Source organism: Microbacterium sp. 11MF, from assembly GCF_000383475.1.
GTDB classification, from domain to species: domain Bacteria; phylum Actinomycetota; class Actinomycetes; order Actinomycetales; family Microbacteriaceae; genus Microbacterium; species Microbacterium aquilitoris.
In genome coordinates, this window is sequence record NZ_KB911459.1 from 1,232,088 (window position 1) to 1,249,621 (window position 17,534).

19 protein-coding genes are annotated in these 17,534 nt (G+C 69.7%); 12 read left to right on the forward strand and 7 right to left on the reverse strand.

Features of this window, described 5'->3' with window-relative positions; genetic code table 11:
* Window positions 1–128: 128 nt before the first annotated feature.
* Window positions 129–602, forward strand: coding sequence for an Lrp/AsnC family transcriptional regulator (locus H286_RS0106140; RefSeq protein ID WP_018186544.1), 474 nt, complete (start codon window positions 129–131; stop codon window positions 600–602).
* Here H286_RS0106140 and H286_RS0106145 read toward each other — a convergent pair.
* A complete protein-coding gene (locus H286_RS0106145) occupies window positions 550–1,539 on the reverse strand; it encodes an EamA family transporter (RefSeq protein WP_231370898.1) in 990 nt (329 codons plus the stop codon). The genes H286_RS0106140 and H286_RS0106145 overlap by 53 nt on opposite strands.
* A 103-nt stretch (window positions 1,540–1,642) precedes the next feature.
* Between H286_RS0106145 and H286_RS0106150 the strand changes: the two genes are divergently transcribed.
* Window positions 1,643–2,200, forward strand: a complete 558-nt coding sequence (locus H286_RS0106150) for a CGNR zinc finger domain-containing protein (RefSeq protein ID WP_018186542.1) — start codon at window positions 1,643–1,645, stop codon at window positions 2,198–2,200.
* Here the strand turns inward: H286_RS0106150 and H286_RS0106155 are convergent.
* A complete protein-coding gene (locus H286_RS0106155; protein WP_018186541.1) occupies window positions 2,160–3,056 on the reverse strand; it encodes an alpha/beta fold hydrolase in 897 nt (298 codons plus the stop codon). The two genes, H286_RS0106150 and H286_RS0106155, sit on opposite strands and share 41 nt — an antisense overlap.
* 87 nt (window positions 3,057–3,143) lie before the next feature.
* On the opposite strand from H286_RS0106155, the gene H286_RS14475 reads away from it, so the two are divergent.
* The gene (locus tag H286_RS14475; protein WP_020097487.1) at window positions 3,144–3,971 is read left to right on the forward strand and encodes an exonuclease domain-containing protein; all 828 of its coding nucleotides are present in this window, start codon (window positions 3,144–3,146) and stop codon (window positions 3,969–3,971) included.
* A gap of 60 nt (window positions 3,972–4,031) precedes the next feature.
* On the opposite strand, the gene H286_RS0106165 is transcribed toward H286_RS14475, so the two are convergent.
* From H286_RS0106165 to glgA, 3 genes are all read right to left on the reverse strand, one after another.
* Window positions 4,032–4,283, reverse strand: a complete 252-nt coding sequence (locus tag H286_RS0106165; protein ID WP_018186539.1) for a type B 50S ribosomal protein L31 — start codon at window positions 4,281–4,283, stop codon at window positions 4,032–4,034.
* Between the two features lie 80 nt (window positions 4,284–4,363).
* A complete protein-coding gene (locus H286_RS0106170) occupies window positions 4,364–5,149 on the reverse strand; it encodes an ABC transporter ATP-binding protein (RefSeq protein WP_020097488.1) in 786 nt (261 codons plus the stop codon).
* A gap of 39 nt (window positions 5,150–5,188) precedes the next feature.
* Window positions 5,189–6,382: a glycogen synthase gene (gene glgA, locus H286_RS0106175; RefSeq protein ID WP_020097489.1), complete on the reverse strand. Its 1,194-nt coding sequence runs from the start codon at window positions 6,380–6,382 to the stop codon at window positions 5,189–5,191.
* A gap of 76 nt (window positions 6,383–6,458) precedes the next feature.
* On the opposite strand from glgA, the gene glgC reads away from it, so the two are divergent.
* The 3 genes from glgC to H286_RS0106190 are packed head-to-tail and all read left to right on the forward strand — an operon-like array spanning window position 6,459 to window position 9,102.
* Window positions 6,459–7,703, forward strand: coding sequence for a glucose-1-phosphate adenylyltransferase (glgC, locus tag H286_RS0106180; RefSeq protein ID WP_018186536.1), 1,245 nt, complete (start codon window positions 6,459–6,461; stop codon window positions 7,701–7,703).
* 39 nt (window positions 7,704–7,742) lie between these two features.
* Window positions 7,743–8,378, forward strand: a complete 636-nt coding sequence (serB, locus tag H286_RS0106185; protein WP_020097490.1) for a phosphoserine phosphatase SerB — start codon at window positions 7,743–7,745, stop codon at window positions 8,376–8,378.
* A 40-nt stretch (window positions 8,379–8,418) separates the two neighbouring features.
* Entirely contained in the window at window positions 8,419–9,102 is a 684-nt protein-coding gene (locus tag H286_RS0106190) for an alpha/beta fold hydrolase (protein ID WP_020097491.1), read from the forward strand.
* A 6-nt stretch (window positions 9,103–9,108) separates the two neighbouring features.
* On the opposite strand, the gene fabG is transcribed toward H286_RS0106190, so the two are convergent.
* A complete protein-coding gene (gene fabG / locus H286_RS0106195) occupies window positions 9,109–9,819 on the reverse strand; it encodes a 3-oxoacyl-ACP reductase FabG (RefSeq protein ID WP_018186533.1) in 711 nt (236 codons plus the stop codon).
* A 91-nt stretch (window positions 9,820–9,910) separates the two neighbouring features.
* On the opposite strand from fabG, the gene H286_RS0106200 reads away from it, so the two are divergent.
* From H286_RS0106200 to H286_RS0106215, 4 genes are read left to right on the forward strand one after another with little or no spacing between them, the layout of a single operon-like run.
* Window positions 9,911–10,438, forward strand: coding sequence for a DUF4190 domain-containing protein (locus H286_RS0106200; RefSeq protein WP_020097492.1), 528 nt, complete (start codon window positions 9,911–9,913; stop codon window positions 10,436–10,438).
* Complete coding sequence (locus H286_RS15205; RefSeq protein ID WP_269208864.1) at window positions 10,321–10,812, forward strand: DUF3099 domain-containing protein; 492 nt, start codon at window positions 10,321–10,323, stop codon at window positions 10,810–10,812. The genes H286_RS0106200 and H286_RS15205 overlap by 118 nt, the downstream gene beginning before the upstream one ends.
* The gene (locus H286_RS0106210; protein ID WP_018186530.1) at window positions 10,809–11,012 is read left to right on the forward strand and encodes a hypothetical protein; all 204 of its coding nucleotides are present in this window, start codon (window positions 10,809–10,811) and stop codon (window positions 11,010–11,012) included. The genes H286_RS15205 and H286_RS0106210 overlap by 4 nt, the downstream gene beginning before the upstream one ends.
* Window positions 11,009–11,842: an SURF1 family cytochrome oxidase biogenesis protein gene (locus H286_RS0106215; protein ID WP_018186529.1), complete on the forward strand. Its 834-nt coding sequence runs from the start codon at window positions 11,009–11,011 to the stop codon at window positions 11,840–11,842. The genes H286_RS0106210 and H286_RS0106215 overlap by 4 nt, the downstream gene beginning before the upstream one ends.
* Before the next feature lie 25 nt (window positions 11,843–11,867).
* Here the strand turns inward: H286_RS0106215 and H286_RS0106220 are convergent, their stop codons facing one another.
* The gene (locus tag H286_RS0106220; protein ID WP_026302832.1) at window positions 11,868–13,466 is read right to left on the reverse strand and encodes an ABC-F family ATP-binding cassette domain-containing protein; all 1,599 of its coding nucleotides are present in this window, start codon (window positions 13,464–13,466) and stop codon (window positions 11,868–11,870) included.
* Between the two features lie 189 nt (window positions 13,467–13,655).
* On the opposite strand from H286_RS0106220, the gene H286_RS0106225 reads away from it, so the two are divergent.
* Both H286_RS0106225 and H286_RS0106230 read left to right on the forward strand, forming a co-directional pair.
* A complete protein-coding gene (locus tag H286_RS0106225; protein ID WP_020097494.1) occupies window positions 13,656–14,978 on the forward strand; it encodes an alpha/beta hydrolase in 1,323 nt (440 codons plus the stop codon).
* Complete coding sequence (locus H286_RS0106230; RefSeq protein WP_020097495.1) at window positions 14,975–17,533, forward strand: bifunctional lysylphosphatidylglycerol flippase/synthetase MprF; 2,559 nt, start codon at window positions 14,975–14,977, stop codon at window positions 17,531–17,533. Before H286_RS0106225 ends, H286_RS0106230 begins: the two co-directional genes overlap by 4 nt.
* Window position 17,534 lies beyond the last annotated feature (1 nt).

The following is a 17,534-nucleotide window of genomic DNA, read 5'->3' on the forward strand; positions in this document are numbered from 1 at the left end:
CGCAGAACACCGGCTTCGTCGCCGGATGATGCGACACTAAGCCGACATCGCACCTCGCTCAAGCATCGAGCGGAACATTGAGCAGGATGCGTAAGCAGCCGACGTGGCCCCTGCTATGGTGTGGCACTATGAGCGCCCTCGACCACGTGGATCTCGAGCTGTTGAACGCCCTCGCCGAAGATCACCGGGCCACTGTGGTCGCGCTCGCGGAGCGCTTGGGGCTCTCGCGGAACACCGTTCAGGCGCGCATGGCGAAGCTCGAACGCTCCGGTGTCTTCCTCTCCTACGAACGGGCCATGTCCCCCGCCGCGCTCGGATACGCGATCGACGCGATCCTTCACGTGCAGGTGCGTCAGGCGGATCTGCCGCGCATCACGGCGGAGTTGCAGGAGATTCCCGAGGTCGTGCAGTGCCACGGCATGAGCGGACCGGTCGACCTCCTGGTCCGCGTCGCAGCGCGTGACACGCAGCACCTCTTCGACATCGACGCTCGCATCCTCGCGATCGACGGCGTCGAACGCACCGAGACGTCGCTCGCGATGGGCGAGGTCATCGGATACCGGGTGCGACCTCTCCTGGCAGCGGCTCGGCGGGGGAACTGACATCCGCGGGCGCGCGCTCCTCGAGGCGGACGAGGATCACGCCCGCGAGGATGAGCGCACCGCCCGCGAACTGCACGCCTGCCGGCGCCTCCCCCAGCAGCAGCCAAGCGAAGCTCAGCGCGAACAGCACCTCCGAGAGCCCGACGAACGACGCCAACCGCGACCCGATACGGGGAACGGCCATGATGCCGAGCGCGTACCCGGTCGCGGTGCACAGTCCCACGAGCACGAGCGGGACGAGCGGCGAGACGGTCGCCCCCAGCACGTCCACGGCAGCGGCCGACGCCGAGAGGGGCAGGATGCCGACGGCCGCGAGCAGCAGGATCGTCACCGTGCCGATGAGCAGCCCGCCCGCGGCGAGCGACAGCGGCGGCAGATCGTCGCCGGTCCGCTCGCTCATCACGAAGTAGACGCAGGCGCACACCGCTGCGAGGAGCGCGAACACGGTGCCCAGCAGGTCGAAACGCGCGCCGGCGATGTCCACCACGAGGACGAGGCCGGTCATCGCGACGACGGAACCCACGATCACGACGCGCGAGGGAGCACGGCGGGTCCGCGCCCACACGAAGAGGACGAGCATGACGGGCGCGAGGTACTGGATCAGCAGGGCGATGCCCACCGGCATCCGCTGCAGGGCGGAGAAGTAGAAGATCTGGCAGCCGACCACGGGGATCAGCCCGAAGGCGACGAGCGAGAGCCAGTGCACGCGGAGGAAGTCGCGCCGTCGGACGAGCGTCCGGATGAGCGCGGGCGAGAGCACGAGGCCGGCCACCCCCATCCGGATGGCGAGCACGGCCGCGAGCGACCACCCGCCCTCGAGCAGCGGCTTGGCGATGGGACCGCTGACCGAGAACGTCAGCGCGCTGACGACGGCCAGGACCAGCCCGCTCGGCGGCACCGTGCCGCGCGCCGGAAGCGCGGAAGACCGGACGGACATCGTGCGAGTCATCTGCTGTCCTCAGGGGCGAGATCGATTCGTCATGACCTAAGTGTCATTACACTGGTGACATTAGCGATGGCACGCGTCAGGAGTCAACACCATGTTCATCCATGACACGGAAAATGCGTTGCGCGCGGCGACCGCGCTCGTGAACTCCCTCCCCGAGATCGACGGCGAGGGGGTGGACAGACTCGCGAACCTCGACGACATGACCGAGTTCCTGCAGGAGTATCCGTACACGGGAGCGATCCGCCGCGACGATGTCGAGCTGGACCAACTCCGCTCCGCTCGGTCGCAACTGCGTCAGCTCTGGACCGGCGACCGCGTCGCCGCGGTGCCGATCGTCAATGCCATGCTCCGTGACGGCCGGGCGCTCCCCCAGCTCGTCATCCACGACGGCTACGACTGGCACATCCACGCCACCGACGACGCCGCACCGCTCGCCACCCGCATCACCGTCGAGGTGGCCATGGCCTTCGTCGACGTCATCCGTTCCGACGAGTTCGACCGCGTGCGCGTCTGCTCAGCCGACGACTGCGAGGCCGTCTACATCGATTACTCGAAGAACGGCTCGAAGCGCTACTGCGACACCGGCAACTGCGGCAACCGCATGAACGTCAACGCGTACCGTCGGCGTAAGGCCGAAGAAAGCGCGTGATGGCGGATGCCGCGGCCCGCGGCGTCTCGTAGTGGATCAGGTGCCCCACCTGGGGGATGACGACGAGGTCGGCATCCCGGAACATCTGCTGCAGCTCGAACTGGGCCGACAGCGGCGTGATGTCGTCGTTCTCGGCCGCGATGAGGAGCGTCGGGACGTCGATGCGCCCGGCGGCTTCGCGCACGTCGTGCGACACCGAGGTGACGAACGCCTCGTGCAGGGTGTCGCGGTCGGCGAACCGCGAGAAGTAGGTGTCGTGCTGGTCGTGGATGAAGGCGCGGAGGCCACGGTCCCGCGTCTTGGCCATCGCGACGCTCGTCACCCGCACGATGACACGGTTGCGCAGCAGCGCGTCGCCGAGCGGCCGGGGCAGCCGCGCGCCGGCCCAGTAGTAGAAGATCGCGAGGCGCGTGAGGATGCCGCGGGGCCCCTCGAGCGCGGGCGCCCCGATGGGGTTCACGAGGATCAGTCGCGGCGTCGCGAGCCCGCGTGCAACGGCCGCCGACGAGACGATCGAGCCGAAGGAGTGCCCGAGGACGACCGCCCCGGGTGCGACCTCGTCGGCGAAGGCGGTCAGCCACGACGCGTAGGCGTCGAGATCATGCCGGCCCGCGAACGCCGGGGTCTCACCGAAGCCGGGGAGGTCCGGCGAGATCACGCGGATGCCGTCGAGCTGCGCCACGATCGGTTCGAGACCGTGGTGGTCGCCGCGGAAGCCGTGGACCGCGAGGATCGTGGTCTCGGCATCCGCCGGTCCGTAGACCCAGTACGCCGTCGGAGTACCCGCGACGGTCACCTCGTGTCGCTCGACGGGGACGGCCGCGAGGCGCTCGGCGTACGGATTCACGGCAGTCACCCGTTGAGTCTACGAGGGGGCGATCCGCCTCCTGCCCGGCGGCGCGTCGTCCGACCCGATGTCCGCGGTCGACCGTAGCGTCGGAGCATGGGCGCTTGGCACGAACTTCCGCTGTGGGATGACGACACGTGGGACGAGGCCGCTCCTGCTGAGGTCGCCTCCGCGATCGCCCGCCCCGAGCCCGCCACGGTCGAGTCCGTCGTGGTCGCCGAGGTCCCCACCGAATCGGTCTCGCCGGGTCCGTGTGCGGGCCCGCTGGGCGTCTTCGACCTCGAGACGACCGGTATCGACGTCCGCTCCGACCGGATCGTCAGCGCCCACGTCGGCGTGCTCGACGCTTCCGGCGCCGTGATCGACGCGCGCACCTGGCTCGCAGACCCCGGGGTCGAGATCCCCGCAGGGGCGACGGCGGTCCACGGCATCACGACCGAGCGGGCCCGCACCGAGGGCCGCCCTGCCGCGGAGGTCGTCGCCGAGGTGACCGCCACGCTGCGCGACCTGTTCGCCGCCGGCATCCCGGTCGTCGCCTACAACGCGCCCTTCGACTTCTCGCTGCTCAAATACGAGGGCATCCGTCACGGTGTCGCGCCGATCGAGTCACCGTCGCCGGTCATCGACCCGCTCGTCGTCGACAAGACCTACGACCGGTACCGCCGCGGCAAGCGCACGCTCGAGGTCGTCGCCGCGCACTACTCCGTCGCCCTCGAAGGGGCGCACGACGCCGCGGCCGATGCGATCGCCGCGGGCCGCGTCGCGCAGGCGATCGCCGCGCGCTTCGACCTCGATGTCTCGGCTCACGACCTCCACACGCAGCAGGTGGCCTGGGCGCGTGCGCAGGCCGAGAGCCTCACCGAGTACTTCGTCCGCATCGGCCGACTCGACGCCGACGTGGACGGCAGCTGGCCGATCCGCTGACCGGGCCGCATCCGGAAACGACGAAGGCCCCGCCGGAGCGGGGCCTTCGAGGACGGCTGCTTACTTGCTGCCGAAGTTCTTGAAGCGCTGGTTGAACTTCTCGACGCGACCGGCCGAGTCCATGATGCGCTGCTTGCCCGTGTAGAACGGGTGCGAAGCGGACGAGATCTCGACGTCGATGACCGGGTAGGTCTCGCCGTCCAGCTCGATCGTCTTGTCGCTCGAGACCGTCGAACGGGTCAGGAAGGTCTCGCCGGAGCCGAGGTCGCGGAAAACGACGGCGCGGTACTCGGGGTGGATGTCAGTCTTCATTGGGTTCCTCACGAAGTGCCCTGGATTTTGCCAGGAGCGGGTGAAAGTCTGCAGCGCGAACGCGCCAACGCAAGATTCTATCAGGATGCCGCGCGCGCGGCGAACCGGCCGTCCTCCGACGTCAGCGTGATCGGCATCCCGAAGGTCGCCGTCAGGTTCTCCGCCGTCAGGGTCTCCGCGATCGGTCCCTGGGCGACCGCGGCGCCGTCGCGCAGCAGGAGGACGTGCGTGAAGCCGACGGGGATCTCCTCGACGTGGTGCGTGACCATGATCATCGCGGGCGTCGACTCCTCCTTCGCATACCCGCTCAGCAGGCTCAGGAGCTCTTCGCGGGCGCCGAGGTCGAGGCTCGCTGTGGGCTCGTCGAGCAGGAGGAGCTCTGGGTCGGTCATGACGGCGCGCGCGATCTGGACGCGCTTCTGCTCCCCGTCCGAGAGGGTGCCGAAGGTGCGGTCGGCCAGGTCGGCGAGACCCCACTCCCCGAGGACCCGTCGCGCACGACGCTCGTCGATCGCCTCGTAGTCCTCGCGCCAGCGTCCGACCACGGCGTAGGCAGCGGTCAGGACGACGTCGAGGACCGTCTCGTCCTGCGGCACCCGCTTGGCCATGGCCGACGAGGCGAACCCGATCCGGGGGCGGAGGTCGAACACGTCAGTGCGCCCGAGGACCTCGTCGAGGACGGTGACCGTGCCCGAACTCGGGTGGGCGAGGGTCGCGGCGAGCTGGAGCACCGTGGTCTTGCCGGCACCGTTGGGGCCGAGGACGACCCACCGCTGATCCGCGTCGACGGTCCAGTCGATCCCGTCGACGATGTTGCGGGCATTGCGGCGGACGACGACGTCGGCGAGTTCGAGCAACTGAGGCATGCTCCCAGCCTATCGACCGGCTGAGCCCCGGCCGGCAGGCTACCGGCCGGTCGCGGTGACCTCTCGGTATAGGTCCGCCGTGGCATCCGCGATCGCTTCCCAGCTGAAGTCGGATGCCGCCCGCTCGCGACCGGCCCGGCCGTAGGCGCGGGCCTTCTCGGGGTCGGACACGACCTCGGTCAGCGTCGCGGCCAGGTCGGCGACGAAACGCTCGGGGTCGACCGGTGTTCCCGTGCCGTCCTCGACCTGGTCGATCGGGACGAGGCGCCCCGTCACGCCGTCGATGACGACCTCCGGGATGCCGCCGGTCGCCGTCCCGACGACTGCGGCGCCGCACGCCATCGCCTCGAGGTTGACGATGCCGAGGGGCTCGTAGATCGACGGGCAGACGAACGTGGTGGCCGAGGTCAGAATGGCGCAGAGATCCGGCCGCGGCAGGAACTCCTCGATCCACACGACACCGTCGCGCGTCTCCTGGAGCTTCCGGACCAGACCCTGGACCTCCGCCATGATCTCCGGGGTGTCGGGAGCGCCGGCGCAGAGGACGAGCTGCACCTCGGGCGGCAGGAGCTCCGCCGCCCGCAGGAAGTACGGCAGGCCCTTCTGACGTGTGATGCGGCCGACGAAGACGACCGACGGCCGCGACGGGTCGATATCCCAGCGCGACAGGAGCTCCGGATCCTCGCGGGGCTGCCAGGCCTCGACGTCGATCCCGTTGTAGATGACCCGCACCTTGGCCGGGTCGAGGGCGGGGTAGCTCCGCAGGATGTCGCGCCGCATCCCGTCGCTCACGGCGACCACGGCGGCGGCGTTCTCGTAGGCGGTGCGCTCCACGAAGCTCGAGACGGCGTACCCGCCGCCGAGCTGCTCGGCCTTCCACGGACGCAGGGGCTCGAGCGAGTGGGCGGTGACGATGTGAGGGATACCGTGCAGCTTCGAGGCCAGGAATCCGGCGAAGTTGGCGTACCAGGTGTGACTGTGCACGACGTCGGCGCCGGCGACGTCGCCGACGATCTCGAGATCGGTGCCGAGCGTCTGCACCGCGGCGTTGGCCTCGATGAGTCCCTCGGGGACCGCGTACGAGGTGGTGTCCGGCTCGTCGCGCGGAGCGCCGAACGCGCGGACCTGGACCTCCATACGCGATCGCAGCGCCGAGACGAGTTCGGTGACGTGGACCCCCGCACCGCCGTAGATCTCCGGCGGGTACTCCTTCGTGACGATGTCGACGCGCATGGACCGAACTCTAGGCCACGCGGAACACGCGCCAAAGTCCTCGCTTGCCCGTTGCAAATCGCCTTAGTGTGAGCACATGCCAGCATCACCCAAGGTCCTCGGTATCGTCCTCGCCGGTGGCGAGGGCAAGCGCCTCATGCCGCTCACCCAGGATCGCGCGAAACCCGCCGTCCCCTTCGGCGGGCAGTACCGTCTCATCGACTTCGCGATCTCCAACCTCATCAACTCGGAGCTCCGTCAGATCGTCGTCCTGACGCAGTACAAGTCGCACAGCCTCGACCGCCACGTCTCCCAGACGTGGCGCATGTCGGCGCTGCTGGGGTCGTATGTCACGTCCGTACCCGCACAACAGCGTTTGGGGAAGCGGTGGTTCTCCGGCTCCGCCGACGCCATCCTGCAGTCGCTGAACCTCATCCACGACGAGAAGCCCGACATCGTCGCGGTCATCGGCGCCGACCACGTCTACCGCATGGACTTCCAGCAGATGATCGACGCGCACATCGCGTCGGGAGCCCGCGCTTCGGTCGCCGGCATCCGCCAGCCGATCGGCCTCGCGAACCAGTTCGGCGTCATCGACGTCGATCCCGCAGACGGCATCACGATCCGAGACTTCCTCGAGAAGCCCCAGAATCCCGCGGGCCTCCCCGACAACCCGGGCGAGGTGCTCGCGTCGATGGGCAACTACATCTTCGACACCGACGCCCTCATCGAGGCCGTCGAAGCGGACGGCGAACTGCCCACGTCCAACCACGACATGGGCGGCGACATCATCCCCTACTTCGTCTCGCGCGGCGAGGCGGCGGTCTACGACTTCAAGCGCAACGACGTGCCGGGGTCCACCGACCGCGACCGCGACTACTGGCGCGACGTGGGCACGATCGATTCCTTCTTCGACGCGCACATGGATCTGATCTCCGCGCTGCCGATCTTCAACCTCTACAACATGGATTGGCCCATCCGCTCGCAGTCGGTCAACTCCCCGCCCGCGAAGTTCGTCCGCGACGGGGTGGGCCGCATCGGGAACGCGATCGACTCGATCGTGTCGCTCGGATGCGTCCTTTCGGGAACACACCTCGAGCGGAGCGTCCTCGGTCCCTGGACCCTGTCGGGCGGCGGATCGACCATCACCGACTCGGTCCTCTTCGACCACGTGAGTGTCGGCGCCGGCGCCCGCGTGCACCGCGCGATCCTCGACAAGAACGTCGTCCTCGAGCCGGGTGCGACGGTGGGCGTGGACCGGGAGCTCGACCTCTCCCGCGGGTTCACCGTCACCGACAGCGGACTCACCGTCGTCGGCAAGAACATCCGCATCCCGTCCTGACGGACGTCGCGACGGCGTCGGAGCCGATAGCGTGGTCGGGTGCCTGACGCCCGGTTCCTCGTCGTGTTCGACGCCGACTCCACGATCATCCGCAACGAGGTCATCGAGCTCATCGCCGATGAAGCCGGCCGCGGCGCCGAGGTCGCCGCGGCGACCGAAGCGGCGATGCGGGGCGAGGTCGACTTCGCGACGAGCCTGCGCTCGCGCGTGGGCGAACTCGCGGGCGTCCCGATCGCGTCGTTCCAGCGAGTGCTCTCCCGTATCGAGCCCACCCCGGGCGTCCGCGAGCTGATCGCGGCGATCCATGAGCGCGGCGGCGTCGCCGCGGTCGTCTCGGGCGGTTTCCACGAGATCCTCGACACGGTCGCTCCTGACCTCGGTGTCGACGTGTGGCGGGCGAACCGCCTCGCGGTGGGCGACGGCATCCTCACCGGCTCCGTCGACGGCGACATCGTCGACGCCGCGGCGAAGGCCTCGGCGCTGCGCGAATGGGCGGGCGCCTACGGTGTGCACCCGTCCGCGACGATCGCGGTGGGTGACGGGGCGAACGACCTCATGATGATGGATGCCGCCGGCCTCGGCATCGCCTTCAACGCGAAACCCGCCGTACGCCTGCGCGCCGACCTCGTCGCCGGGCGGGTCGATCTGGCGGAACTCATCCCCCTGCTCCCCTGACCCCGTGCGGGATGTCGGGGGCGCGGCTTACCCTGCCGACATGGACATCATCCTGATCCCCGGCCTCTGGCTGACAGCCTCCTCCTGGGACGACGTCGTCCCCGCCCTCCGCGACGCGGGGCACACGCCGCATCCGCTGACCCTCCCGGGCGTGGGCGCCCCCAAGTCCGACATCGGCCTCGCCGACTGGGTCGACGCGGTCGTCGCCGAGGTCGACAGCATCGACGGACCCTTGGTCCTCGTGGGCCACAGCGGAGGCGGCAACGTCGCGTGGGCCGCCGCCGAGCAGCGCGCCGACCGCATCCGGCGGGTCGTCCTGGTCGACACGACGCCTCCCCCACCCGGAGCCGAGATCTCGGAGTTCCCCGTCGTGGACGGGGTGATCCCCTTTCCGGGGTGGGACTTCTTCGACGCCGAGGACACCGCGGACCTCGACGAGCAGACACGCGCCCGCACGGCGCCGATGGCGGCATCCGTCCCCCGACGCGTGCCGACCGACCCCGTCGTGATGGAGGGCACCGAGCGTCACCGCGTGCCGGTGACGATGCTCATGGGATCCATGGACGATGAGACGTTCCGTCGGGTCGTCACGGCGTGGGGCGACTTCGCCGCGGAGTTCGCCGCGATCGAGGACGCCGAGATCGTCCGGCTCGGCACCGGACACTGGCCGCAGTTCTCGGCGCCGGCCGAACTGTCGCGGCGGATCGTCGACGCGGTGCGCTGACGCGGGTCAGTGCCCCATGCCGAGACCACCGTCGACGGGGATGACGGCGCCGGAGATGTACGCCGCGTCGTCCGACGCCAGCCACACGACGGCCGCAGCGACCTCGTCGGCGGCACCGAATCGGCCCGCCGGGATGCTCTTCTTGTAGTCGGCCTGCGTCTCGTCGGGGAGCGCCGCCGTCATGTCCGTCTCGATGAACCCGGGGGCGACGACGTTCGCGGTGATGCCCCGCGAACCCAGCTCGCGGGTGAGCGAACGGGCGAAGCCGACGAGGGCGCTCTTCGAAGACGAGTAGTTGATCTGCCCAGCGGAGCCGTAGAGGCCGACGACCGAGGAGATGAGGATGACGCGACCCCACTTGGCCCGCAGCATGCCCTTCGCGGCACGCTTGACGACGCGGAAGGCGCCGCCCAGGTTGGTCGAGACGACCGAGTCGAAGTCGTCCTCGGTCATGCGGAGCAGCAGGGTGTCCTTCGTGATGCCGGCATTCGCGACGACCACCTCGACGGGCCCCAGCTTCTGCTCGACCTCGGTGTAGGCGGCATCCAGCGAGGCGGCGTCGGTGACGTCCGCACGGACCGTCAGTGTGCCTTCGGGCCCCTCTCCGGAACGCGCGGTGACCGCGACGGCGAACCCCTCCGCGACGAACCGCTCGGCGATCGCGCGGCCGATGCCGCGGTTGCCTCCAGTGACCAGGACGACGCGCTCGCGGGTCATGCTTCTCCTTGCTCCAGACCGGGTGAACCGCACCAGCCTAGCGGCGCGGCCGAGCGGTAGGCTGGGGGCAACTCGCCTGAAGGAGACGGCCGTGACCGACGCCACGAACACCTCGCCGCAGCACCCGGACGTGCCGCCGACCCCGCCCGCACCGGACGCCTCCTCGCCCGCGGCGCCGCCGTACGCACCGCCCGCATATCCGCAGGCGCCCCCCTACGGCCACCCGCAGCCCACGGCCGCCCCGGCCTACGGTCAGCCGCAGTACCAGGGTCAGCAGTACCAGGGACAGCCTTATGGCCAGCCCGCGTACGGGCAGCCGGGTTACGGCTACGCGGTCGCGCCGGCCCGTCCGACGAACGTGCTGGCGATCATCTCGCTCGTGGCATCGATCGTCGGCCTGACGATCATCCCGTTCCTCGCCTCGATCCCCGGCATCATCACCGGCCACATGGCACTCAAGCAGCTCAAGACGTCCGGTGAGAACGGGCGCGGCATGGCGCTGTGGGGCACCATCCTGGGCTGGATCGGCGCCGGCTTCTGGCTGCTGCTGCTCGTGATCTGGCTGGTCGTCGTGATCGGGCTCGCTGCGACGGCATCCAGCGTCGGCCAGTATTCCTGAGGAGCCCTCCCACGTCCCGCCGCACCAAGCACGACCACACGCCCTCTGCGACATCGCTCGCCACGGCGCCCGAGGTCGATGCCCGCTCCCGCACCCGTCGCTACGTCATCATGATGACGGTCCGCGTGGCGTGCTTCATCCTGATGGTCACCGTCACGCCCTACGGCTGGCAGACCTGGATCTTCGCCGCCGGCGCCGCTGTCCTTCCGTACCTGGCTGTCGTCGTGGCGAACGTCGGGACGGGCGAGGAGGTCATCGTCGCCGAACGCCCCTCTCGCGAGATCGACGCGACGCCTACCCGGCCCGCTCCCCCGGAAGAACCGACGGACGGCGTGATCCGCATCCAGGAGAGCCCGCCTCGGGAGGACCGATGACGTCCGCGCAGTGCTCGCGCGCGGGATGCCGGGCGGACGCCGAGTGGCAGGTCATCTGGCGCAATCCCCGCATCCACTCCCCTGATCGCCGCAAGATCTGGGTCGCCTGTCCCGACCACGTGGAGTTCCTGCGCGACTACCTCGCGTCACGGAACTTCCCCGTCGAAGTGGCCTCACTGACCCCCTCCCCGACGTCGTGAACCGCGAGACCGCGCTCCGCTGGAGCGGATACCTGGCGATGGCGATCGTGTTCGCCGTCGCCTGCGCCTTCCTGTCCAACTGGCAGTTCTCCCGGAACGCCGAGCGCGACGCCGAGCTCAGGCTCGTGGCGCAGAACTATTCGCGCGAACCGGTCCCCGTGGGAGAACTGATCCCCGACGGGAGTTCGCTCGCCCCGGACGACGAGTGGCGACCCGTCGAGATGACCGGCCAATACCTCACCGATCAGACCCTCCTCGCCCGCAACCGCCCGCACGGCGGGACGAGCGCCTTCGAGGTCCTGGTGCCGTTCCGCACCGATTCGGGACGCGTCGTCGTGGTCGACCGCGGCTGGGTGCCGCCCGGCGACGACCAGCCTGAGCCCGACAGCATCCCGGCGCCGCCGACGGGTGAGGTGACGGTCGTCGGCCGCCTGCAACCGGGCGAACGTCCCGCTCGCGAGGGACGTTCCGCTCCCGAGGGACAAGTCCCCACGATCGATCTGCAGCTGATCGGTACCGAGACCGGACAGTCCTCCGCCCTCCTCGACTCGGCCTACGTGCTCATGACGACCGAGTCGCCCGCCCCTGCGGACCGCCCGAACCCGCTCGAGGACCCGTCGGCCGATCCGGGACCGTACCTGTCCTATGCGATCCAGTGGATCCTGTTCGCCGTGATGGGGTTCGCCTTCATCGGGTACATCATCCGCACCGAGATCCGTCACCGACGCGAGGACGAGGAGGCCGGACCGGATGCCCCGCCGCGCCGACCGACGCAGCGACGTCGCGACCGCGACATGGAAGCCGAGGACGAACTCCTCGACGCCCGCTGACCCGCGTCGGGCCCGTCGGTAGGCGTCAGGCCAGGGTGATGAGGTCGATGTAGTCGCGGCCCCAGATGTCCTCGACCCCGTCGGGCAGGATGAGCACGCGCTCGGGGTTCAGCGCCTCGACGGCGCCCTCGTCGTGCGAGACGAGCACGACCGCACCCTCGTAGTGCGCGAGCGCCCCGAGGATCTCCTCACGGGATGCCGGATCGAGGTTGTTCGTGGGCTCGTCGAGCAGCAGCATGTTGGCCGAAGAGACGACGAGCGTCGCCAGCGACAGTCGCGTCTTCTCGCCGCCGGAGAGGACGCCCGCGGGCTTGAGGACGTCGTCGCCGGTGAACAGGAACGATCCGAGTACCTTGCGAGCCTCGGTCGCGGTGATGTCCGGCGCGGCCGACATCATGTTCTCGAGGACCGACCGCCCGACGTCGAGGTTCTCGTGCTCCTGCGCGTAGTACCCGATCTTCAGGCCGTGGCCGGGTTCGATGATGCCGGTGTCCGCCTTGTCGACGCCCGCGAGGATTCTCAGGAGGGTCGTCTTGCCGGCACCGTTCAGCCCCAGCACGACGACGCGGGACCCGCGGTCGATCGCGAGGTCGACCCCGGCGAAGATCTCCAGCGAGCCGTACGACTTCGACAGGTTCTTGGCCATGAGCGGCGTCTTGCCGCACGGTGCGGGCTTGGGGAACCGCAGCTTGGCGACGCGGTCGTCCTGACGGACGTCGTCGAGGCCGGCCAGGAGCTTCTCGGCGCGGGCGACCATCTGGTGGGCGGCCGCGGCCTTGCTCGCCTTGGCGCCGAACCGGGCGGCCTGCTGCTGGAGAGCAGTGGCCTTCTTCTCGGCGTTGGCGCGCTCTTTGCGACGCCGTTCCTCATCAGCGGCGCGCTGACGAAGGTAGTTCTTCCAGTTCATGTTGTAGACGTCGATGACCTGGCGCATCGCGTCGAGGTAGAACACGCGGTTGACCGTCTCGCCCACGAGTTCGATGTCGTGGCTGATCACGATCAGCCCGCCCTTGTACCCCTTGAGGAACTCGCGGAGCCACACGACACTGTCGGCATCGAGGTGGTTCGTCGGCTCGTCGAGGATCATCGTCTGCGCGTCGGAGAACAGGATGCGGGCGAGTTCGATGCGGCGCCGCTGACCGCCGGATAGCGTCTTGAGGGGCTGGTCGAGGATGCGGTCCGGGAGCGAGAGGTTGTGCGCGATCGACGCCGCCTCGGCCTCCGCCGCGTATCCGCCGAGGGCTTCGAACCGCTCGGTGAGCGAACCGTACTTCCGCATGGCGCGGTCGGCGACAGCGGCATCCGTCGACGCCATGCCTTCGGCGGCCTCGCGCATACCGATCACGAGGGAACCCAGCCCTCGGGCGTCGAGGATGCGGGTGCGGGCGAGCATCTCGGGGTCCCCGGTGCGCGGATCCTGCGGCAGGTAGCCGAGTTCACCGGTGCGGTCCACTCTGCCGTCGGCCGGCATGAGGTCACCCGCGAGCACCTTGGTCAGCGTCGTCTTCCCTGCACCGTTGCGACCGACGAGACCGATCTTGTCGCCGGGCGACACGCGGAACGACACGTCCGACATGAGCGTGCGTGCACCGACGCGGATCTCGAGATCGTGCACGGCGAGCACAGCGGACATCCGTTCTTCGGGGGAAAGCGGCCGAGTGGCCAAACCCCCAGTATACGACCGCCACCCTCCCCCGACGCTCGTCCTCTCGGGACTCCGCTCCTATGGCGCAGCTATGAACTCCCCGCGATGTGCCCGGTCCGTTACGGGTTGGGCGGACGTGCGAACCAGACTGGGCGGGTAAGGAGCTCCATGAACGTTCTGCTGGACGTCGACATCACCGACGGTCCCGTCGTGGTCCTCGTCTACCTCCTGGCGGCTGCCTCCTTCGTCACGTTGGTGGCACGAAGGCCCTCGGCCCGCTGGCGGCGGCGGCCCTGGCTCGCGACGGCAACCATCTCGACGCTTCTCGGCGGGATGATCGGGTGGGGTCTCACGTGGCTGCTGTCCGATCGCCTCGATCTCTTCGACGCAGACCTGACGCCGGTCGTCCGCGGGTGGGTCATCGCGTGCTCCGGCGCCCTCGGCGTCGCCCTCGCATCGCTCTGGCGCCCGACCTGGCCGCGGGCGATCTCGAGCGCCGCCGCCGCGGCTCTGTTCGTGGGGACGGCTGCGATGGGTGTGAACATCGACTTCGGCCAGTATCCGACGATCGGCAGCGCCCTCGGTATCACCTCGATCGACGAGGGGTTGCCTCCCCTGGCCACCGCCGGCGAGGACGCACCGTCGATCGCGTCCTGGCAGGAGCCGGAAGGGATGCCGGAGCGCGGCCGGCTCGCCTCCGTCGAGATCCCCGCCACGGTGTCCGGGTTCGTCGCCCGCCCGGCGGTGGTCTACCTGCCCCCCGCGGCACTGGTGCGGCATCCCCCGCGCCTGCCTGTCCTCATCGTGATGTCGGGTCAGCCCGGCTCCCCCTCCGACCCTCTCCTCACCGATCACCTCCGCGACCATCTCGATGCCTACTCGGCTGCCCATCGCGGGCTGGCGCCGATCGTCGTGTCGCCGGACCAGCTCGGCTCGCCGGGCACCAATCCCCTGTGCATCGACTCCGCGCGCGCCGGCAACTCGGCGACCTATCTGACGGTGGACGTGCCCCGCTGGATCCGCGCGCACCTGCCGGTCACGCTCGCCGCCGGCTCGTGGGGCGTGGGCGGTCTCTCGCAGGGCGGGACGTGCGCGAGCCAGCTCGGCGCGGAGCACCCCGAGCTCTTCGACGCGATCCTCGACGCCTCCGGCCAGCTGCATCCGTCCCTCGGACCCGACGAGAAGACCATCGCGGAGGGCTTCGGCGGAGACGCCGGCGCGTTCGCGGCCGCCGCCCCATCGGCCATCATGGCTGCGCACGCTCCCTACGCCGACACGATCGCCGTCTTCGGCGTCGGCGCACAGGACAACCGCTTCCGCCCGGGCATCCGGACCCTGGTCTCGGACGCGCGGGCCGCGGGCATGGAGACCCACTACATCGAAGTGCCGGACACGGCGCACGACTCCCACGCCTGGAGCGCGATCCTCTCGCGCGGTCTGGTCCTTATCGCCGACCACTGGGGATTCGATCACCAGGGACTCGACCGATGACGACGGCGGAGCCCGCGGCATCCGGGTTCACCGACCGGTGCCGCACCGCGGGTCGCAGCGCAGCACGCCTGGCCCGATCCGTCCCCGTCACCTGGGCGATCGCCGCGGTCGTCACCCTCGCCAGCGTCTACCGCTTCACACGGCCGGCCGGCGACTTCCGCCGCACGCTCGATGCGATCGCGTCGACCGGGTTCGACACCGTCCTTCTCAACCACGACTGGCTCTCGGTGTTCACCGCCGTCTTCTTCGTCCCGAAGCCCGGCGGCCTGTTCCTCACCCTTCTCGCGGTGATCGTCGGGATCGGGTGGAGCGAACGCCGGATGGGCCATGTCCGCACTCTCGCGGTGTTCGCCGCGGTCACGGTGCTCGGGATAGCCCTTGGCCTGTCCGCGCAGGCGCTCGGGCTCGCATCCAACCTGTACGGCGCGCAGGCGACCCGCGGGCATCACGTGTTCGACCCGACGATCGCGGTGGCCGGCACCATGATGGCGGCGAGCGCCTTCGCCCGTCCTCTCCTGCGCCGACGGGTGCGGATCATCGGGTTCGCCGTCCTGTCGGTGCTGGTCCTGTACGCGGGCGCGCCGGCCGACCAGTACCGGCTGGGCGCCGGCGTCGCCGGCGTCCTCGCCGGTCTCCTGCTGACTCACCGTCGCCCCGAGATCAAACGGCCCCGCGCGACCCGCCGCGAGGCGCGCACGCTCCTCTCGGCGGTCGTCGCCGTGACGGCGCTCGGTCCGCTGGTATCGATCCTCGCGCCGCACAGCATCGGCGTCCTGAACCCGCTGGGCTCGCTGTTCCGCGACCCGCTCCGCGATCCCACGTTCGTGGCGGCGCGCTGCGAGACGGGCGATGTCACCCGTCAGTGCCTGGATGCCGTCGCGCTGACCCGCCTGGACGGACCGGGTGCTGTGCTCGTCACCCTGCTTCCGTTGGTCGCCCTACTGCTCGCCGCGCGCGGCATCCATCGCGGCCGCCGCGTCGGGCTCTACCTCGCGATCGGCCTCAACATCCTGATGGCCGTCATCGCGGCGGTCTACTACGGATTCCTCCCTCTCGTCGCGTCCGGCCAGTACACGCGGTTCCAGTCGACGGCCGCCGAGCAGTTCGGCGCCTTCGATCTGGTCGCCACCCTGGTTCCGGCGGGCATCGCGATCATGCTGATGGTCGCTCGGCCGCTCTTCCCCACGAGGGACGCCGGACGCGTGGCCGTGAAGTTCGTCGGGCTGGCATTGCTCGCGTTCGTCGGAACCGCTACCGCCTACCTCGTCGTCGCGTGGATCGTCCGCGATCAGTTCTCCCCGACTGCGTCGGTGAGCGCCCTCATCCTCGATCTTCCGGAGCACTTCATCCCGGTCGGTTTCCTGGCCTTCGAGCCGGTGGACATGGTCGCGACCGGTCCTGTGGCGATCGCCGCGTCGCAGTGGGTCGGTCCGCTCTTCTGGATCGTCCTCATCGTCATCGCGCACCGCGGGATGCAGAGCGGGTCCCCGCTCGACACGGCTCGAGGTCCTGCTCTCGCCCGCATCACGACGCTGCTGCGAGCGGGCTCGCCGAGCACCCTGTCGTGGATGACGACGTGGGACGGGAACGAGTACTGGTTCGCACCCGGCGGCGGCGCAGTCGCGTACCGCGTGATCAACGACGTGGCCATCACCACCGGCGACCCGATCGCTCCGGCGGGCGAGGGCGCCGCCGTCGCGGAAGCCTTCGCACGGCACTGCGCCCACCACGGGTGGACGGTCGCCTTCTATTCGGTCACGGACGAGCTCCGCGCAGGGCTGAGCGAGCGGGGGTACAACTCGATCGCCGTCGCGGAGGAGACGGTCATCCATCCCGCGGGCTGGTCGTTGCAGGGCGGAAAGATGAAGGACATCCGTACCGCCATCAATCGTGCGGAGAAAGAGGGACTGTCTGCGTCGTGGGTGCGCTTCGGCGATCTGGCACCGCGCCAGGCCGCGCAGGTCCGGGATATCTCAGAGATGTGGGTCGCTGAACGGGACCTCCCCGAGATGGGGTTCACGCTCGGCGGCATCGACGAACTGCTGGACGACGCCGTCATGCTCATGGTCGCCGTCGACGCTGAGGGACGCGTCCACGCCGTGACGAGCTGGCTGCCCAGCTTCAGCGACGGGCGGGTGCGCGGGTGGACGCTCGATTTCATGCGCCGGGCACCGGACAGCATGAACGGCGTCATGGAGTTCCTCATCGCGCGGACGATCCTCCGGGCCGGCGACGACGGACTCGACTTCGTCAGCCTGTCGGGAGCTCCCCTCGCGGTGGATGTGGATCCGGACGGCCAGTCGGCCTCCTTGCGCGCCATCCTGGCGGTTCTCAGCCGATCGCTGGAACCTGTCTACGGTTTCCGATCGCTCCTCCGGTTCAAGACGAAGTTCCGGCCGGAGTTCCGCCGACTGCACCTGGTGTACGCGGACTCGCTCGCACTTCCCGCCATCGGACTGGCACTGGCCCGCGCGTACCTGCCCACCCTCACGGCCCGGCAAGCGGTGCGAGCGTTCGGTCGGCGGACGACGCCGAGAGTCGCCTCTGACAGGTGAC

Bases quoted from the DNA above. Each gene is read 5' to 3' on its own strand.
- H286_RS0106165 (WP_018186539.1), bottom strand. From the start codon at position 4,283: ATGAAGACTGACATCCACCCCGAGTACCGCGCCGTCGTTTTCCGCGAC.
- H286_RS14475 (WP_020097487.1), top strand. From the start codon at position 3,144: ATGGGCGCTTGGCACGAACTTCCGCTGTGGGATGACGACACGTGGGAC.
- fabG (WP_018186533.1), bottom strand. From the start codon at position 9,819: ATGACCCGCGAGCGCGTCGTCCTGGTCACTGGAGGCAACCGCGGCATC.
- H286_RS0106140 (WP_018186544.1), top strand. From the start codon at position 129: ATGAGCGCCCTCGACCACGTGGATCTCGAGCTGTTGAACGCCCTCGCC.
- H286_RS0106150 (WP_018186542.1), top strand. From the start codon at position 1,643: ATGTTCATCCATGACACGGAAAATGCGTTGCGCGCGGCGACCGCGCTC.
- H286_RS0106145 (WP_231370898.1), bottom strand. From the start codon at position 1,539: ATGTCCGTCCGGTCTTCCGCGCTTCCGGCGCGCGGCACGGTGCCGCCG.
- H286_RS0106210 (WP_018186530.1), top strand. From the start codon at position 10,809: ATGACGTCCGCGCAGTGCTCGCGCGCGGGATGCCGGGCGGACGCCGAG.
- glgA (WP_020097489.1), bottom strand. From the start codon at position 6,382: ATGCGCGTCGACATCGTCACGAAGGAGTACCCGCCGGAGATCTACGGC.
- H286_RS0106230 (WP_020097495.1), top strand. From the start codon at position 14,975: ATGACGACGGCGGAGCCCGCGGCATCCGGGTTCACCGACCGGTGCCGC.
- H286_RS0106190 (WP_020097491.1), top strand. From the start codon at position 8,419: ATGGACATCATCCTGATCCCCGGCCTCTGGCTGACAGCCTCCTCCTGG.
- H286_RS0106225 (WP_020097494.1), top strand. From the start codon at position 13,656: ATGAACGTTCTGCTGGACGTCGACATCACCGACGGTCCCGTCGTGGTC.
- glgC (WP_018186536.1), top strand. From the start codon at position 6,459: ATGCCAGCATCACCCAAGGTCCTCGGTATCGTCCTCGCCGGTGGCGAG.
- H286_RS0106170 (WP_020097488.1), bottom strand. From the start codon at position 5,149: ATGCCTCAGTTGCTCGAACTCGCCGACGTCGTCGTCCGCCGCAATGCC.